We start from the raw sequence: 18,476 nt of genomic DNA on the forward strand, positions 1-18,476 counted from the left end.
GTCCGTTGCTCTGACTTAGCAGCGTCAACTCATCTTTTACATACGGAAGAACTTACTAAGGCCGGTGTAACCTATTTCGCTATGCGGGCTGACTTGCAAGGCTCGCAGGTCGGCTTTCGTTATTATGAAGTCACCCCACCACACAATGGGGCAACTTCAAAACCAAGCAGTCCTATGATGAACGCTCTGTATTAAAAGCGACTAAATAAGCCGCGCGTATCGACTACCACTTTTGTATTGATATCGTTACTTTGCAGCGCTTTAAACGGCTTATGGTCAACCAAGACTACAAGTACGTTAGCCACTTCCAAAGCATGTTGCAGGGAGACAAGCTCAACTCCTTGCCCCTGTAACTTTGCCGGCAACTCTTGAATATTCGGCTCCACAGCCAGGATCTGACCAACATTGGCTTTGGCCAACTCACAAGTAATATCCAACGCTGGACTCTCACGCAAATCATCAATATCAGCTTTGAAAGCCAGTCCTAAACATGCAACCACCGGGCGTTTGAACTGATCAGCGGCCTCTTTAATCTTACTAACCACATATTCAGGCTTGTGATCGTTGATTTCGCGGGCAGTGCGGATAATCCGCGCTTCTTCTGGCGCTGAATCAACGATAAACCAAGGATCCACGGCAATACAGTGGCCACCGACGCCAGGCCCTGGACTCAGGATATTGACGCGGGGGTGACGATTAGCCAGAGCAATCAATTCCCATACATTAATCTTTAACTTGTCACTGATAATCGATAACTCATTGGCAAAGGCAATATTCACGTCACGGAAAGAGTTCTCCGTGAGCTTCGCCATTTCAGCGGTGCGAGCGTTGGTGGAAATGCAATCACCACGTACGAAAGTTTTATATAGTTCAGTGGCTTTCTCACAGCACTTGGATGTAATGCCACCAATAATACGATCGTTCGATACCAACTCTTCCAGAACCCTGCCTGGCAGCACGCGTTCAGGACAATGTGCTACATATATATTAGGTTCACCGCTGGACACGCCGGGGAAGTTCAAGTCAGGTCGCTGTTCTTGTAACCAGGACGCCAATTTTTCAGTTGCTCCCACAGGGGAAGTGGACTCGAGCACGACCAGATTACCTTTTTCCAATACTGGAGCAATGGCTTTGGCAGCCGCTTCAATATAAGACAAGTCAGGCTGGTGCCCGTCCTTGAAAGGCGTTGGCACCGCAATCATAAAAGCATCAGCGGGTTCGGCAGTCATCGACGCACGTAGTTTACCCATAGTTACCGCAGCCTGAACCACCATGTCCAGATCCGGTTCGACGATATGTACTTTACCTTGGTTAATGGTCTCAATTGCTTTTTGTGACACATCAACACCGATCACCTCGATTCCACGAGAAGCGATAACAGCAGCGGTAGGCAAACCAATGTACCCCAAACCAATCACTGAAACTTTTTTAAAAGCCATTTTCTATATTCCTAAAATTACGTTTGCGATTCGCTCACATGCTTTGCCATCACCATAAGGATTGTGGGCGACACTCATTTGCTGATATGCGCCATTATCATCCAGTAGTTTGCATACTTCATTCACTATCAAAGCATCATCCGTTCCGACTAGCTTTACAGTCCCCGCTTCAACCGCTTCGGGACGCTCGGTGGTATCCCGCATCACCAGCACAGGTTTACCTAAAGAAGGTGCTTCCTCCTGGATACCGCCAGAGTCGGTTAGAATCAAGTAAGACTGACTCATCAGGTAAACAAATGGCAAATAGTCTTGCGGCTCAATTAAATGAACCTGTTTAGCATTGCCCAAGATGCGTTCAACCGGTTCTCTCACGTTGGGATTTAAATGCACCGGATAGCATATCTGCACATCATCACGCTCGGACAGTTGTTGAAGGGCATGACAGATCCTTTCAAAGCCGCCACCAAAACTCTCGCGACGATGGCCAGTAACCAAAATCAGCTTCTTGGAGGGATCGATAAAATCAAATCGCTTAGTAAATTCTGTCTTCAGCGAGGCATCAGTCGTTATTTTTTCAACCACTTTCAGTAGGGCATCGATCACGGTATTGCCGGTGACAAAAATACTTTCATCTTTAACATTTTCAGCCAGCAAATTAGCGCGAGAACCTTGAGTTGGCGCGAAGTGCAGCGCCGTCAGCGCCCCGGTCAATTTGCGATTGCATTCTTCCGGCCAGGGGCTATAAATATCCCCAGTGCGCAAGCCTGCTTCCACATGTCCCACCGGAATACGTTGATAAAACGCAGCCAGAGAGGCCGAGAACGTCGTGGTGGTATCACCGTGCACTAAAACCAAATCAGGCTTGGCATCCTGCAGCACCGCCTTTAATCCGAGTAACGCGCGACTGGTAATGTCATAAAGATCCTGGCCTGGTTGCATCAAGTCCAAATCGTAGTCAGGTGTTAACTCAAACAGGTTCAGAACTTGATCCAGCATCTGTCGATGCTGGGCGGTGACACAAACCTTCACCTGCAATTGAGGATGTTGGCGCAAGGCCAATACCAACGGCGCCATTTTAATCGCCTCTGGTCGGGTTCCAAATACCAACAGAATATTCTTAAATGACATAGTTCCGCCTCAAAACTAGACTTTACTTTCTACAAATGACACTAGGCTGCCGAAGGTCTCAAACACTTCGGCACTGATTTCATCGTCATCCACTTCAAAACCGAAATTTTCTTCCAGCGTTGTTAGCAATGTCACTATCGCCATGGAGTCAAATTCAGCAATGGCACCTAATAGCGGACTGTCGTCATCAAAACGGGTGTCTTCGTCTAATTGTAAGGTGCTAAGAATGATAGTTCTGACGTGCTCGGCAACCATGAAAATTCCTATTAACTGAAAATAATTAATGATTCCATCAGCCTATCCGTGGACAACGGTGATAGGCTTGTTCAATATACGCATTGTTTCATTATTTTTGAGATTTAGGAACCGTCAGGTTACAAAGGAATTACGTAGTCCTATGCCACGCTTTGTTCATCAGTTAATTACACACACCGCGCAAATTACGCCGCATAAAACGGCGCTAATTTTTAAACAGCAGAATTACTCATATCAAGATCTGCAAAATAACCTGGAAAAATTAGCCTCCGCGTTTACCAGTTTAAGCATTAAACGTCATGACAGAATTGCTGTTTACCTGCCGAAATGCCCGGAAGCCGTACTAAGCCTTTTTGCCAGCAGCGCTTCGGGTGGGGTCTTTGTGCCAGTTAACCATGTACTCAAGGCTGCCCAGGTGCAACATATACTGACAGATTGCGATGTCAGCATTTTGGTTACCAGTTCTGACCGTGCCAGAGCATTGCAAGAGGTTCTGCCTCAATGTGAACAGCTCAAGCATGTAATCCTGATAGATAAAATGCAGGATCTCTCCATACCGCAGCGAGTACATGTTTTACCAGATCTACTAAATACTGTTGATGCAAAGCCGGTTAACACCGCGACTGACAATGATATGGCGGCTATCCTCTATACGTCAGGCAGCACCGGCAAGCCCAAAGGTGTGGTTTTGTCACACAGGAACATTGTGGCTGGCGCGGAGAGCGTATCTGAATATTTATGTAACCATGCTGACGATGTCATCCTGGCCTTGTTGCCGATGAGTTTTGACTATGGTTTAAATCAAATCACAACCGCTTTTTTGAAAGGCGCAACCTGTGTATTGATGGACTATCTGTTACCCGGTGATGTGGTAAAAACCATCGAAAAGCACGGTGTGACAGGCTTAGCTGCTGTTCCTCCCCTTTGGCAACAACTGATTAAAGCCAAGTGGAGCGAGTCCGCCGCGGCCTCCTTGCGCTATTTCACCAACTCAGGAGGGGCCATGCCCGCGCCGGTACTCTCGGAACTACGTGGGATATTCCATAATGCAAAGCCCTATTTGATGTATGGCCTGACGGAAGCCTTCCGCAGCACTTACCTGCCACCTGAACTGGTTGATGAACGTCCAGGTTCAATGGGCAGAGCCATTCCTAACGCAGAAATCATGGTGGTACGTGAGGACGGTAGCGAGTGTGCACCGGATGAACCAGGAGAATTAGTTCATCGTGGTCCGCACGTCAGTCTTGGCTACTGGAATGCACCAGATAAAACTGCTGAGCGTTTTAAACCCGTTCCCAAATCTGTCAGTGGCCTGGTACTGACAGAAATGGCGGTATGGTCTGGGGATACAGTAAAAAAAGATCAAGACGGCTTTTTGTATTTTGTCGGACGTCGTGACGAGATGATTAAAACCTCCGGTTACAGGGTAAGCCCTATGGAAGTGGAGGATGCTTGCTATGCTGCCAGCGACCTTATCGATGAAGTGGTCGCCTGTGGCGTTAGCGACCCCGAACTCGGTCAAGCCATTGCTGTGAAGATTGTGCTGAAGAAAGACGCCCATCTGAATGAGGCCGAAGCGTTGAAGTTGATTAAAAAAGACGCCCCAAACTTTATGCACCCTAAGTATCTGGAGTTGGTAGATGCCCTACCACGCAATCCTAACGGCAAGGTAGACCGCAGTGCCATTAGTCAGGAATTAAAATCGAGGTATGCACAATGAATAAAGCTGTACCGGTGCATGCGCCCATGAATCAGTTTGACGTGAAAGACCAACAGCTACTTGTTGGCGGTAAGCGTCTGGATGACATCGCCGCTTTGCTGGATAAAGAGGTTTTTTATGCCTACGATACCGAGGTAATAAAGCGCCAAATCGCAATTTTTCATCAACATATACCCGCGGCGATTAAGTTGCACTTTGCCATCAAAGCGAACCCTTACCCTGCCCTGATTAACCGTATGCGCCCTCTAGTGGCGGGGTTTGATGTTGCTTCGCATAAAGAGATGCTATTGGCTTTGCAAAGCGGCATGCCCAGTGAAGACATTAGCTTCGCAGGGCCGGCTAAGCAGATTCCGGAAATTCGCGCTGCCATCATCGCAGGAGTGACCCTGCACGTGGAATCAGAAACTGAGCTGCAACGTGCTATAGAGATAGGGCAGCAGTTGAGTGTAAAACCCATTGTCGCGTTTCGCGTGAACCCTGCCTTTGAGCTTAAAGCCTCGGGCATGAAAATGGGCGGCGGGCCTAAACAGTTTGGTATTGATGAAGAACGTCTGTTTGAATTATTGCCAGAACTGGATTATTCGCAGTTTGATTTTCGTGGTTTCCATATTTTCTGGGGTTCTCAGAACCTTAAGCAGGACGCCATTATCGAGGCCCACGATAACACCTTTGCATTGGCCCAAAAGCTAATCGACGTCACCCCGGTTGCCGTCAGAACCATTAATCTGGGCGGCGGTTTTGGCATCCCTTATTTTGCCGGTGAGCAGCGCCTCGATCTGACCCCGATAGGACAAAATCTACAACGCTTACTTGAACAGCATCCTTTGATGAGCGACATAGAATTAGTGATCGAGCTTGGTCGCTTTTTGGTGGCAGAAGCCGGCATCTATGCCGCTAAAATTACCGATATCAAAGTCTCCCGTGGTCAAACCTTCCTGATGACCAACGGCGGTTTGCATCATCACTTGTCAAACTCTGGTAACTTTGGTCAGGTTATTCGCAAGAATTACCCGGTCGCCATCGGCAATAAAATGGGCAACGTTCCCAGTGACGCCAAAGTCATGGCGGTAGGCCCGCTTTGTACACCTTTGGATACCCTGGCCGATAAAATGACACTACCACAGGCTGAGGTAGGCGATTGGCTGGTGATCTTCCAATCTGGTGCCTATGGCCCCACCGCCAGCCCGCAAGACTTTTTAGGGCACCCTCATGTCACAGAGGTTGTACTTTAATCCAGCTGTAACCCGGCCTTAAGCTTCTGCCATTCAGGCAAAGTTGTAGTGAGGCCGGTTTTATCCTGTTCAATAATATCGGTGATGGACGCTTTGTTCAGCGCCCGGCTGACGCCCTCATCGGAGTCGACTTTATTCAATACATCTAACATTAAGGCCCCCAGGCTGGGACGATAATGTGCGGGTTCCCAAAACCACTTCATCGCATTATGCGGTTCCTGCAGATTCACTGTTTCATTCGTATAGTGGTTAAAGCCGCTAAAATCCAAAATTGCCATGTTTCCCAGTGGTATATCCAGCTCGGCTAACATCTGCTTCCAACGCAGAAACAGATCAAAATACCCTGCCTCGCTAATCACATGTAAGTAGCTCACATGGTAGGGATTAATAAATAACTTCAGTTCAACATGCTTACTGGCTGCTTCATCAATGAGCTCTTGCAGTAATTTCAGGTAATGGCTCTTTCCCTTATCATCAAAAAGATATAATGGTGAATCCAGACGCTGAGCGACTTCTGACAGCTTTTGCTTGAAGAGCACCTTCAATCCTTCATGATGAACAATCTCCAAATAGCTTTCCGCAATGTGCGTCCCCTGGGGATTAATATGATTCTGCCGGGAGTTCTGTCCAATCAGCGTAGATGCAGAATCAGCAAGTGTATTCAACGACAGCAAAAACTGCAGGGGATTGAAGTCCTCGCTTAACACTTCAAGCTCTGCTGAACTACCTGTCTGCGCGCGGGATAAAAAATCCAGAAAGTCCAAGCTGAGGTACAAGGTGGTCAGATTTGGATTATTCTGCAATTGTGTATAGGCACGATTAAATTGATGTAAGAGCCCTATGCCAGGAGACGCGTAATTGTATACCCCTTGGCCGGCAAAACCGGCATAGCCATCATCCAGGCCTATTTCCACTCTTGAGTTACCCACTATGATAATTGCCGGCTGTAACTGCTCAATGCGGTAGCTTTTTGTTTGCCGTCCTCGTTCCGAAGACTCTATTTTTTTAGCATTAATACCTTCCAGAGCCGGTGACCAATACAAAGCGTAGGGATCCACAAACCAGTTAACCAAGGCGGATACACTCAACACAGACACAAAAGCAAACAGCAGGCGTGTTAAATAGCTCATTCGTTCCTCAGAATTGAAAATACAAGAATTCGCTTACCTGCCCTAAGGTCATCACCCCCAAAGCCAAAGCAGCTGCACACAACCAAGCCCAGCGACTGGAGGCTTGCCAGGTTAAGCCTCTGACCAGCTTTAGCCCCGGCCAAAAAGCAGAAAGTGAAGAAAACACAAAATGACTGTCCAGTGATCCCTTCACTTTGCTGAAAAGGTCCTGAACATTAGGCATCAGTATGCAAACCGGCAGTAACGCCACGATCCAAAGCCAAGTCGCAACAAACTGTCCTCCCCCCTGACTATTGGCTTGCACCCCAAAAAGGTCAAACACTGGATGTAACATATCTAACCGACTATACAGAGCATTGGGAATAGAGACGCCATTCGCGCCGGCCATAGAGGATAGCATCCCCAAGGCACCGTCTAAGGTGACGGCCCGGAAAAACACCCAGCCGACCACAACAGCCAACATGGTCAGCGTCCAACTCCAAAACACATATAACTTATTGTTTTGAGGTGAAAAGCCCAATAAAGCTAAGGCTCGGGTCCAGATCTGGTGAGTGGCTAGATAACCACCATGCAAAGCTCCCCAAATGACAAAGTTCCAACCAGCTCCATGCCAGAGGCCACCGAGGAGCATAGTAATAAACAAATTCTGATAGCGACGAAACTCCCCACGCCGATTTCCACCCAAGGGAATATAAATATAGTCTCGCAAGAACCTAGATAAAGTGATGTGCCAGCGGCGCCAGAACTCAGCAATATTGGCGGCTTTATAAGGAGAATAGAAATTCAGCGGCAAGATAATACCAAACATTCTGGCCAGCCCGATGGCCATATCCGAGTAGCCAGAGAAATCAAAATAAAGCTGAAAACTATATGCCAGTGCCCCGCCCCAGGCGGTAAAGAAATCCAGGCTTTCACCCGCATCAGCCGCAGCAAATACAGGGTTTGCGTAGACTGCCACACCATCGGCTAGCACCGTCTTCTTAAATAAGCCAATGGCAAAAATAGACAGGCCAATTGAAAAATTACCGGCGTTAAAACGATAAGCACTGCCAGATGCAAACTGTGGCAGCATTTCTTTATGATGGACAATGGGACCGGCGATTAACTGCGGAAAGAACGATACAAAAAGACAATAATGCAAAAAGCTATATTCTTGTGTGATGCCTTTGTAAGAATCCACTAGGTAAGCAATTTGCTGAAAGGTAAAAAAGGATATCGCTAGGGGCAAAAAGACATGGCCAATGTTCCAATCACCGCCGGTAAGACTATTTATATTGCTGACAAGAAATCCGGCATACTTGAAATAACCCAGTAAGCTAAGATTCACTACTATGCCTAAAACTAGTAAGGACAGGGGGCGCCCCTGACGGCCCAAGGCCCTACCCAGAAAGTAATTAAACAGCATGGAACCCGCCAACAAAAGCAGGTACTTGGGATTCCACCAGGCATAAAAAAACAGTGAGGCTACAACCAGAACAGCAATTGCGGACTCTTTACCAAAACGATCTGCCACTATAAAAAAAGCAAACAAGGTAACAGGCAAAAAATAAAATAAGAACTCGACCGAATTAAACAGCATTTTTCGTGTCCTGCTTGTTTTTTGTGGCCATGATAGAGAAGGAGAGCAAGTAAAACAATAAAGATACCCTTGCTGAGTCAAGGGGAGTGCCAAACACCCCAATCATTGCAAATCCGCAAGTTCCAGCGACAATCGCAGGAAATACAGAGGGAAGACTTCGATGACTCTTTATAAAAACAACGGCAAACATGAAAGCGTATAAAATGCTGCCTAAAATTCCAAGTTCGTAGAACCAATGAAGGTAGGTATTCTTGATATGCCATGGCAAATGAGAAAAGTCGTTATAAAAATACCAATGGTCACTGCCGAACTTAAAATCACTATTATTCAGTAGCGGAATATTATCCTGCCAAAGTTGCAGGGCTTGCACTTCCACCACAGAACCCTCGGTGTAATTCTTAATATGGAAAAATAAAGGCCAATGTAAAGGTAAACCACTTGGACCGATTTCATCAGCGTGCAAGGTCAACTCAAATCGGCTGATATCCTGAGCATCCGGCTTATCGAAAAAGGTCCCGGTGCAACGTCGTTCAGTATTGCTGGCAAAAATCACATTGCGCTGGCACAAGTATACTCCAACTCTGGCCTGCTCCGGGTTGTAAAGTGTCGCAGTGACACGCAGTGGCGTTTCGGAAGACAAACTGACACGTTGCCCGACCGACATATCTGCACTTCCTCCCAATAGCAAAGCGCCCGCCCCCTCTTTTTGGCGGATATCGAAACTTCCAGTGTGACTCAATGAATCAGGGTTATGCAGCAAGTAGTTGCGAGGAAAGCTCCCAACCCCGTTGCCCCAAAGTACCGTGAGCGGACCTTTCTTTGAACTGTCCAGCACGTTTTGCCAATGGTCAAATCGAGTTTGCAAGTCTGCCTGCACCGTTTCAATCCTGCTACCTATCTGATATCCCCCCGCCATCTGTCGAAGCAGAATCAACGAGGGCCCTAGCAGCACAAATACTAAAACCAATTGCCCCCACTTCACCGGTTTTAATCGGCTGGCCATTTGCACTAACGCCACAGGCAAAAGTAGTGCGGTAATCCCAAGTAAACCAACACTCAGGGGGCTAACTGAAATCCATTGGTGGCTGAAGTGGTTAATGATCAGTTGGTAGATAGCAAACCCCATTCCAAACGCCAGCAGCAGAATTCGCGAGATTGGGTTTAACTGGGGGATTCTTATCACCAACGCAGCACCCAGCAGCGTACCGCCAATAATGAGCCCGCCAATACTGCCGGTTAGCTTTAGTGCCAGCACACAGAGCAGCGTAAAAAGTAAAACCGGTGAAAACCATGTTTTCATGATGGAAATACTGCCTATTCGTCGCTGATACAGATGCAAAATCACAAAAAGAAAAATGCTGACAAATACTGCGATGTAAGTGGTACGTGTGAAGCCTGCAAATGTGATATAGAGCAACCCAAGCAGCGCTGCGGCACTAAAAAGTTTGAAGACATGACTCGCTTGAACCAGCCCCCACAAACAAAAAGGCAAGAGCAAGATGATCACACCATCAATGACTTCTCCCCCAGTATGCATTTCACTGAAAATGCCTGTTGTACGGTAGGAAGAACTGGCATCTAACAGGCTGTTGATAAAGGCATAACCGATGCCGTGCTCCACCAGAGTATTCAGTACCCCTCGCTCCCAAAGCAGGGTAATCAATAACACGATGGAAGCGGACAACATACCGGTCAGTAACCAACGGGGAAAGGCCTCGCGTTGCTGCATTGCCCATAGCACCAGAGGCAACAAAAAAATTGCCCATACGGCGGTTTTAGCCAATTTGGCGCCGTAAACATCTTGATAATAAGGATTGTGCCAAACAGGCTCAGCGATAAACTCAAAAAGCAGCCAGAACTTCCCTGACCATGCGAGCAGCAGCACCAACAGCATGACTAGCCCAAGGACAAATCGCTGATTGTGAAATTGGGGGAATACCAAAGTGCCGCGCAGATAGCCTATGCCAATAGTCAACCACAACACAAAATCCCATTCATTGACCACGAAGCGTCCACTCGATTGAGTCAAATCAACCCCAACTGCAACCAAAGGAACAACCAATAACCAACTTAAGGGGAAAACAATCAACAAAAAGGCATAAGCGACACCAAGTCCCAACATCAGCAGCTTGAATACAGGAAATTCAGCTATGCCGTAAAATGCCAGAGCTAAAAAAGCCCCCCCAATGGCTTTACATATCCAATCCGTCGTATGCCACGACTTGAACAATGGGATTCTCATTCCCCATGTCTCCCTGTAAGCTATTGACTAACTTGAAATACGTTAGTGACTATGCGCGCCTCGAACATTGCTTTAGTTTCGCTTCTTTCCTGGCTGATTGCCATAGGGACAGGATTTGGCTTAGCCGCTATTGGGCTTGGCCAAACGCCTTTTGTTCAGGCAGAGAATCTCATTAAAGCAAATCTCACTCATAAATCGGCCGCCGTTTCACTTAACACTCCTCATCCCAGGCTAACTCCTGCTATCCAACATGGCGAAAACTTAACCCGCTATCTGGCAATATTCCGACAAGGCCCTAATCAGTTTTGTCAGGAGCAACGCCTGACCAGCCAAATCACTTGCCTAGCCCTGACGGGGCACCCTAGGGCATCAACCCAGCTGCAGACATTGATTGAGGCATATTCACTATCTGCATGCACAGCAGCGGGCAACAAGAATGACGCGTGGCGACTTGCTATAGCGCTGGATCAACTAAAAGCAGCAAATCCCAATGTCAGCTACAAGGTGATTGAAGAGAAACTAAAAAACTCTTTGCAACAATGTTTAGATGTACTTGATGCCAGTAGTGCATCGTTGTGGCATGGGCGCTTTTCGCTAGGTGCAGAAGCATTCATCGTTGCTGCAAGCCTTTATGACGAAGGGGCGTTGCTAGAAAGAGCCTTCTACCATTTCAAGCAAAGTGTGTTGGCGCTGGCTCTCACTGAAGGCTGGCCCGGCGGTTTCAACTATTGGGTACAAAATCGTGGCCTGACCTTCTATCTGGCCGTAAATACTTACCTGCAAAGTGGTGATGACAAAGAATTTAAAGCGCAACTGCAACAATTAGCGCTACGCAACGGCCTTTGGCATATCTACATGACCAGGCCAGATGGACGTGTTCAAGCTAGCGGAGATGAAGGAAGTCGCACTGATTTGAAGGAAGAGAGCAAAAAAGTGCTGGATCTCATTGCAAGAATTACCCAAGACCCGGCCATTGCCACATTTGCTGATTACATCCAGCACCAACATGGCCGGGATAGTTATTACCGTACTGATCATTGGTTGATTCCTTTTACCTTTGACCCTGGCCTCGATCACCTACCGGCCGATAAAGGATTAGCGGTATTCGATGGGTGGCTGCCAAATCAGGCTATATTTGGTCGCCACTACTTGAACCAGATAATTCTGCGTACAGGCTGGAAGTCAGATGACAGTTACGTCTTAATTAACGGCGGCCAACAATTCAGCCACCATCAACATGCGGATGCCGGACATTTCACCTATATGTTTGAGGGGGAGCCCGTCGCCGTTGATGGCGCTGTCTACGACAGCATATTAAGTGATTTCAGGCTGAATTATGGCATCAGAAGTAACGCCAAGAATCTGCTCAACGTTTCATTTGCTGATACGGATTACCAGCCCAGCTCTCAGTTCAAAACTAATCAGCAGGACGGTTCTCAGCATCTGTCTATGCCCCATGGCAGCGCTATTCGTAGCGTTGAACACTGGCTTCAGGAGACTAGACGAAGCAATAAGTATAAAAGGGCGGAAATACAACACTACACAACAAACGAGACAGCCCAGGTAATACTAGATCTTACCCCCGCTTATTTATCAGGGGGGACAACAGGAAATATCATTCGAGAATTCACCTTTAGCAACAATGGTCGCTTGCAAATTACAGACAGTGTTAAGCAAACAGGTGGCATCCTGTTGAGTCATTTGAATCTGCCTGGATTAGAGCGTAATACCTGTGTCGATAGCGACCAGGCTGAACAAATTCCTCTATCCGATAACCTCCGGCTAACGATTAACACCCAAGGCATACCGGCCTGTGATACAAGTTTTGCCGCGCAATTTTTTGACATACTGGAAAAGCAGCTTTCTCGCCAGCAAGAGCTGGCAAAAGGGAAAGCTTGGTCCGACGGCCCTTTTCATGTATTAACAGGCGCAGTCCAAACCAATCAGGGCAAGGCCAGGGTGGTATATGACTTCCAGCCTTTAGAGTGATGCAACAAAATCAATGGTGAGCAATTCGACCTGTTGCTTCCAGCTACGATTGGAAAAGGTATGGTCTGCGTCTTTGATGCGCTTAACACTCACCTTGTTCTTTAACGCCTTTTTCCAATTTTTATCGCTAAAAGCGACCTGTTCAAATTCACGGGCCGTTAAGTCATTGCCACTTAGAATCAGACAAATCTTATCCTGATAGGCCTGCATACCTTTGAGCATTCTGGCCTGATAGCTTTCCTCAGCGGCAGTCGAAGTGGCAGCCGCGTCTTTAGCGAAGCCCTTGGCATCCGCAACACTGGCCTTTAAATTGACTCCACCGCGTAATAATTTCTTCCAAAACGCCTTGCTTAGCAATCGTTGCAAGTAATAGTGCTTAAGCATGGTCTGCCCTTGAGCCGATTGACTTTTTAACCAAGGATTCATCAATACCAGTCCCGTCACACGCCTATCCTGGCAGGCATAAATCATTGCCGCTGACGCTGCATCACAAAGTCCCCATATGACAAAGCGCTGCAGGCCACTGGTAAGTGCAAACTGGTTCAGAGCAGCCCCGATGTCAGTATCAATCTGCTCAAATCCCTGTTTGTTGCCAGCGCTATCTCCCATCCCACGATAATCGAAGCGAAATGAGGCGATACCCGCAGTGGCCAGTGCTCGAGATAACTGTACAAACTGACGGTGACTGCCAACACGATATTGCGGTCCGCCGACCACGATAAGTACGCCTATTGTTGAATCTTGCTCTAGGGGAGCATGGAATATCCCCACACATTTATCATCGTTGACCGAAAAAACCTGCGCAACTTCCTTCGTCATAAGCGACCTATAATCTTCTCGTGAACCGCGTGCAAAGCAGGTTCGGTGTAAATATCCGGAATCTGCCAGAATGTTTGCACATCGACAGCATTAAAACGCGCATCGGGCCACCCTTTCTGGAACTTTCCAACCGCAGGAGGAAGCACTTTGGCGCCCAATTCAAGCCAATCCAATGATGACAATAAAGGACTCTCTGGATTAATGCTCAGGGCTTCAATACTGCTAAGCAATGACTCATTGATTGGATAGCCAGCCACCTCAACTACCTCTCCCTGCCGAATCTTCTCCCGCCAATCCACTTTCTCACCACCATTGAGTACATGATTGGTATGCTTAAGTCGAAGCAGCTGATTAGATAGCGTTTTTCCACTTGTTATAGGTTTCCAGACTATTTGTCCTTGTATATTCAACGCCTCATGCAACTGAGGTTGAAAATGCAATTGCAACAAAGCACCAAACCGCACCCCCAACAAGATAATCTGCCCGGCTCCCTGTTGAGAAAGCCAAGCCCCGGCATCCAACACATTCTGCAACCAGATCTGACTAGTGCTATCTTCTAGTTCACCCTGACTATCACCTGTACCCGCATAGTCCAATTGAAAGAAGCTGGTACCACGAGTTGATAAATACTGCCCTAACTTAGCCACGACAGCCCGTGAAAGGTTTAATTCTTCAAATAACCCGGGAACACATAGAACCAGCTGCTTTGTCGAAGCAGGGCCATATCCGGTTAGCAGAATCTGTGAATCACAAGACGGTATAAACTGTGCAGAAATCATATTATTACCTGAACTAATCCGGCTGTTTATTGTTCGGTTTTACGTGCTTACTTAAGGTGGATATCTTGTTGACTAATGCCTTCGCCTGCCCAGCAACACGTTGCCTATTGCAGGCTTGGATCCCCAACAAGGGCTGCCGGGTGTCCATCCAATCCTGTTTGTAGGGATCATCACCGGTTAAGAAGTCAATCCTAGATACCTTGTCCTGCTCGATAACCCAGTCGAACATCTTTGCACTGAGGACAGTTCCTACACTCTGCGCAGAGTAGTCAGAGCGATGAGCAAGTTTGTAGATATAGGCCGTCCGTCCATTAACAAACCACAACTGTGCCGCCACAGGAGTATCATGATGATACATAAGACCCAGCCGCAGCTCACCGGTTTGCCATTGCATGTTTGCTATCGCATCGATAAAGGCAGGCCAAGGTTCATTTTTCTTCCAGCTATGAAAATACACTTGATGGTAATCGATCAATCCCTGCATCAATTCGTTGTGATCCCCGGAGGAGAGAATCTTTGCACTATACCCACCTTCCCGCTGCAACTTGTCCTTCTTTCGCTTTAAGGTGTTACATAAACGGCTGGGGCGCCCTGCCCAATAATGCTCAACACTTTGAATATTGTCCTGAAACCAGTTTACCGAATGGTCATACTGATGACAGACGAATCCAATTTTTTGCAACGCATTGGTCCAAACCTTTGCCTGCCCGCTGGTAAGCGGTAGCAGATTGATGCAGTCTGCCTGAGTAAAATGCGCTTCTTGCTGACAAAGCGTGACCACCTCATCAATGTGGCTATTGGTTACTCCATACATAGGAGAATAAAAATTACTCATACTATTGAGATAGCAAACGGGTAACCCCAGCTGTTTCTGCTCATATCGGAGCAATGCTAGCGCTGGACTGTAAGCGGCATCCGATACTGGAATCCAAACAGCCTCGCCCCCACCATTAATGTGAGTAGCAAAAGCCTCAAACCAGCATGTCCGGAGAAAAACCGGTATATCAGAGGCGCAAAGGGCCGAAGATGCATTCAATTCGCTCTCTTGACACTCACTAGCGCTGTTCATCTAAAGCACGTCCATTCATTCGTTTCTTTAATTTCACTGCCCACTGATACACCTGACCAAGGGCGGCGCTAGAGTAATAGCTGGCATTGAGCATCTGACGAGAATCGGTTGACCATTCAAGCTGTTCGGGTGAGGCGTTGGTATAAAAGTCGATATATCGAAGCCCTTTCATAGTGAAACAGTGTTCGATAAGCGAATGCAATTGCAAACGCCCAAAGGCATACTTTTTCATTGACTCGTCATAAGTGGTTTTAAGAATAACCAAGGTATCCACACCGATACAACACAGTCTGGAAGCGACCAAACGGTCCGCCACATAAGTTTCTGCAACAAAAGCCTTAGCGCCATCACCGGCCTGCATTGCCATAAATTCTTGATAAAACTGTCCCTGCTCGTTACTGGGGTGCAAAGCAGTACCTTCATAACCTTTCCAACCTTGAGACTCCAACATCCCATAGCGACTGGTAGCACGGTATACTTCCGGTGGTTCGGTGTTAAAAACCAATCTCACTTGGCCTAATTCTCTTTCCACCCGATTAAAATAACGACTTATATTCTTGCGCAAATTCTTGGGGCGCTGTGCCCAGTAATCCGAAAAGCTTCCACTCAGTTCAACTCGAATATCTGTCGCGCTAGCTTGCAGTTCTGGCGAAAGTTGCGTGATCAGTCCTGGATGTTCCAGAGGATCCAGTCCTAAAAAATCCAATCTGGCAACAGAGCCTGGAATAGCATCGACCAGGGACTGCATAGACAACGCAATATTGGGATCCGCGAGTATTAGCGCCACCTGCGCCTGACTCGGCTTAAATATACTCCAGCGCCCACTTCCATTTGACTCAAGCAGCGCCAACGCAACAGGTATACGCGCGCCTTGCGAGGCCTCGCACTGCATCGACTTGCCGTCTGCGCTAACAGGTAATGCATTGCTATTGTTGCTTTGCCAGGCAACCGCCAAAGATACCTCGGTAGCAAAATACTTCACCAAAAGTTGGCAAAAACTGGCTCCCAGCATCATATTGCCACGATGGAACTGGAGATTCAGACGGTGCCAGTCATCCCAAAGTTTTCCAGGGTAGGCGTCAAGGGGCATCACCTGCCATTCAATACAATGCTGCGAAAGGCTCAATCTAATAGTCCTACAATAAAATCAATTTGACTCTGTTCTAATCCTTGGTGACAAGGTAGCTGAACCAGATGCCGCCGATAATCCATGCTAACCTGACACTCGCCAGGAACCAGTTCCTCCCAGCGGTAAATCTGTACACCATGCTGCCTGATATGATTAAAGCCGCTTTCGTCGCTAAGCAAAAATGGCAGCACATAAGGGGTCACCTGTTCAGGAAGAACAGGAAACAGTGGTGAGCCATATGATGAGTCAGCCAAGCGTTTTGCCATTTGCATGTAGTTAGCACGACGTTTTTCACTGATTTGCCGAGCAGGACGCGTCTCAAGATATTGCCGGGTATTGGTAGCATGAAGACGGCTAACATCACGCGCATCAAAGTAGCGATAGCCACTGGCAACCTTCATATGCAACCTTTGCTGCACAGCCTGAACCAGACTCTGCCATTTATTGCTCAGCGCACCGGGCAATTGCCGGTAATGGGCATTGAGGTCATCAGCAGATAATGCACCATCCGCTATTAACAATTCCGCTCCCACTTGCACCGGATAGAATTTCACTAAGCTAGTCACGGCCAACTGACCGTATAATTTATCCACGACCGCAGCATGAGCTAAATCTTCAATTAACAGCGCCCCCGTCTTTTGACACAGCTCAGCCAGTTCCGGCACGCCGCTATCAAAGCCAAAATACCGCACGCCCAATAACGCATCTTGTTGCTCCAAGCGTCCGCCAAGAAAGTTCAGGTCAGCAGACAAATTGGTATTAACCGGGTAGAACGCAACCTGCATGCCAGCCGCAATAAAAGGCTCAACCATGGCCGGGCAATGATAGGCGGGAACCCATATGCGCTTAGCATCAATGGCCATCCCAATGTGGAACAAAGCATGACGGGCACGATTATACAGCAAGCTTGAATAAGCACAGGCTTTGGCAGGCTCAGGCGAAAATAATGGGGTAGCGTCGGCCAGCGCCTTAATAGATGGCGGAGCAAAACAAGCGGCGTCAGCCAGGGGCGGTAAAAATGTCATATGTTCTACAGCCCAGCCTGATTTTTCCACAACCTCAAATGAAAGCGGCCTGGGCTTCTGTCCCAAGGCGTGAAGCGCTGTAGCATCCAAGGTGAAGTCTGCCGGGTGGAGACCCCCCAATTGGTCACCACCGCCGAGGCGAAGCCCGCCTCTTTTACCGCCGTGACTGCCAATTCATCCAAGTCTGTGCCAACCACACCATTTGGATAAGCAAAGTGCCGGACCTCTTTGTCTGTCCACTCTTCCAATTGTGCTTTGCTTTGCACTATTTCACGCTTTTGCTGCTCAGCGTTAAGCACCTTCAAAATAGGATGATTAACAGTGTGCGCACCTATGGTCACGCCTTTTTCCGACAGGGCTCTGACTTGCTGAGGCGTCATCATCAGTGATTCTTGCTCAGAGGCATTGTTCTCTTCATACAAAGCGCTCACCCCTTGTAAGCGCTTCTCTATGGGCAAATGCTTAAGTTTTTTCAACCACCCATAAGCTAGCTCGCGCCGCTGCTCCCAATCACCAAGCTCAACATGTTCGCCATTCAGAGATAGAGATTTACGCGCTTGATCGGCAAACAAGTGAATTACTCTGTCATTCCACATGTTGGTACCATCACTGAACCCCGTTGCCACATAAACCGTGGCGGGAATAGCATATTTTTCCAGAACTGGCTGCGCCAAGGTCAGATTATTCACATAACCATCATCAAATGTTACACACAAGGCATTGGCCGGTAGGTTGTTCTCCGCCAGTCCCTTAACTGCATCATCCAAAGAGATGGGGGTAAAGTACTTGGCGATTAAAGCCATTTGCCAATCAAAGGTGTCAACCGTAGGTTCAGAGGGACGCATGGGATCTGGCTCTGCCAATACTTGATGGTAAATCAGAATACTTAATTTACCTCGACCCAATAGCCGCCCCAATGAGGACAATGTCCAGTGCAACAT

Annotated in this window: 15 protein-coding genes; 3 read left to right on the forward strand and 12 right to left on the reverse strand. The window is 47.6% G+C overall.

What is annotated here, in order from left to right; all coding sequences use genetic code 11:
• Window positions 1-191: 191 nt before the first annotated feature.
• From wecC to IEX02_RS00745, 3 genes are read right to left on the reverse strand one after another with little or no spacing between them, the layout of a single operon-like run.
• Window positions 192-1,439, reverse strand: a complete 1,248-nt coding sequence (gene wecC / locus IEX02_RS00735) for a UDP-N-acetyl-D-mannosamine dehydrogenase (RefSeq protein ID WP_188688818.1) — start codon at window positions 1,437-1,439, stop codon at window positions 192-194.
• A gap of 3 nt (window positions 1,440-1,442) precedes the next feature.
• Entirely contained in the window at window positions 1,443-2,567 is a 1,125-nt protein-coding gene (wecB, locus tag IEX02_RS00740; RefSeq protein WP_188688821.1) for a non-hydrolyzing UDP-N-acetylglucosamine 2-epimerase, read from the reverse strand.
• A 15-nt stretch (window positions 2,568-2,582) separates the two neighbouring features.
• Complete coding sequence (locus tag IEX02_RS00745; protein WP_188688825.1) at window positions 2,583-2,822, reverse strand: acyl carrier protein; 240 nt, start codon at window positions 2,820-2,822, stop codon at window positions 2,583-2,585.
• Between the two features lie 142 nt (window positions 2,823-2,964).
• Here IEX02_RS00745 and IEX02_RS00750 point away from each other — a divergent pair, with 142 nt between their 5' ends.
• Together IEX02_RS00750 and IEX02_RS00755 are read left to right on the forward strand one after the other, a co-directional pair.
• Window positions 2,965-4,542 (forward strand): acyl-CoA ligase (AMP-forming), exosortase A system-associated, encoded by a 1,578-nt coding sequence (locus IEX02_RS00750; protein ID WP_188688828.1) that lies wholly within the window; start codon window positions 2,965-2,967, stop codon window positions 4,540-4,542.
• A complete protein-coding gene (locus IEX02_RS00755) occupies window positions 4,539-5,774 on the forward strand; it encodes a pyridoxal-dependent decarboxylase, exosortase A system-associated (protein ID WP_188688831.1) in 1,236 nt (411 codons plus the stop codon). Before IEX02_RS00750 ends, IEX02_RS00755 begins: the two co-directional genes overlap by 4 nt.
• On the opposite strand, the gene IEX02_RS00760 is transcribed toward IEX02_RS00755, so the two are convergent.
• Genes IEX02_RS00760 through IEX02_RS00770 form a run of 3 tightly spaced genes read right to left on the reverse strand, consistent with a single transcriptional unit; the run spans window position 5,771 to window position 10,725 of the window.
• Window positions 5,771-6,904 (reverse strand): hypothetical protein, encoded by a 1,134-nt coding sequence (locus tag IEX02_RS00760; RefSeq protein WP_188688834.1) that lies wholly within the window; start codon window positions 6,902-6,904, stop codon window positions 5,771-5,773. The two genes, IEX02_RS00755 and IEX02_RS00760, sit on opposite strands and share 4 nt — an antisense overlap.
• 7 nt (window positions 6,905-6,911) lie before the next feature.
• On the reverse strand, window positions 6,912-8,483 hold the full coding sequence (locus tag IEX02_RS00765; RefSeq protein WP_188688837.1) for an MBOAT family O-acyltransferase: 1,572 nt from the start codon (window positions 8,481-8,483) through the stop codon (window positions 6,912-6,914).
• Entirely contained in the window at window positions 8,473-10,725 is a 2,253-nt protein-coding gene (locus IEX02_RS00770; RefSeq protein ID WP_188688840.1) for an O-antigen ligase family protein, read from the reverse strand. The genes IEX02_RS00765 and IEX02_RS00770 overlap by 11 nt, the downstream gene beginning before the upstream one ends.
• Before the next feature lie 51 nt (window positions 10,726-10,776).
• On the opposite strand from IEX02_RS00770, the gene IEX02_RS00775 reads away from it, so the two are divergent.
• Window positions 10,777-12,714, forward strand: coding sequence for a heparinase II/III family protein (locus IEX02_RS00775; protein ID WP_188688843.1), 1,938 nt, complete (start codon window positions 10,777-10,779; stop codon window positions 12,712-12,714).
• On the opposite strand, the gene IEX02_RS00780 is transcribed toward IEX02_RS00775, so the two are convergent.
• The 6 genes from IEX02_RS00780 to IEX02_RS00805 all read right to left on the reverse strand — a co-directional run bounded on the left by IEX02_RS00780 (window position 12,706) and on the right by IEX02_RS00805 (window position 18,476).
• Entirely contained in the window at window positions 12,706-13,533 is an 828-nt protein-coding gene (locus IEX02_RS00780; RefSeq protein WP_188688846.1) for a hydrolase 1, exosortase A system-associated, read from the reverse strand. The two genes, IEX02_RS00775 and IEX02_RS00780, sit on opposite strands and share 9 nt — an antisense overlap.
• The gene (locus IEX02_RS00785) at window positions 13,530-14,180 is read right to left on the reverse strand and encodes an alpha/beta hydrolase family protein (RefSeq protein ID WP_188688848.1); all 651 of its coding nucleotides are present in this window, start codon (window positions 14,178-14,180) and stop codon (window positions 13,530-13,532) included. Before IEX02_RS00785 ends, IEX02_RS00780 begins: the two co-directional genes overlap by 4 nt.
• A gap of 145 nt (window positions 14,181-14,325) precedes the next feature.
• The gene (locus tag IEX02_RS00790; RefSeq protein ID WP_188688850.1) at window positions 14,326-15,381 is read right to left on the reverse strand and encodes a GNAT family N-acetyltransferase; all 1,056 of its coding nucleotides are present in this window, start codon (window positions 15,379-15,381) and stop codon (window positions 14,326-14,328) included.
• Window positions 15,368-16,507 (reverse strand): GNAT family N-acetyltransferase, encoded by a 1,140-nt coding sequence (locus IEX02_RS00795; RefSeq protein ID WP_188688853.1) that lies wholly within the window; start codon window positions 16,505-16,507, stop codon window positions 15,368-15,370. The genes IEX02_RS00790 and IEX02_RS00795 overlap by 14 nt, the downstream gene beginning before the upstream one ends.
• Window positions 16,504-17,535: an aspartate aminotransferase family protein gene (locus tag IEX02_RS00800; RefSeq protein WP_188688856.1), complete on the reverse strand. Its 1,032-nt coding sequence runs from the start codon at window positions 17,533-17,535 to the stop codon at window positions 16,504-16,506. The genes IEX02_RS00795 and IEX02_RS00800 overlap by 4 nt, the downstream gene beginning before the upstream one ends.
• 5 nt (window positions 17,536-17,540) lie before the next feature.
• Window positions 17,541-18,476, reverse strand: coding sequence for a polysaccharide deacetylase family protein (locus tag IEX02_RS00805; RefSeq protein WP_188688860.1), 936 nt, complete (start codon window positions 18,474-18,476; stop codon window positions 17,541-17,543).

Origin of the sequence: Bowmanella pacifica (assembly GCF_014645355.1) — a bacterium.
Classification (GTDB): Bacteria; Pseudomonadota; Gammaproteobacteria; order Enterobacterales; family Alteromonadaceae; genus Bowmanella; species Bowmanella pacifica.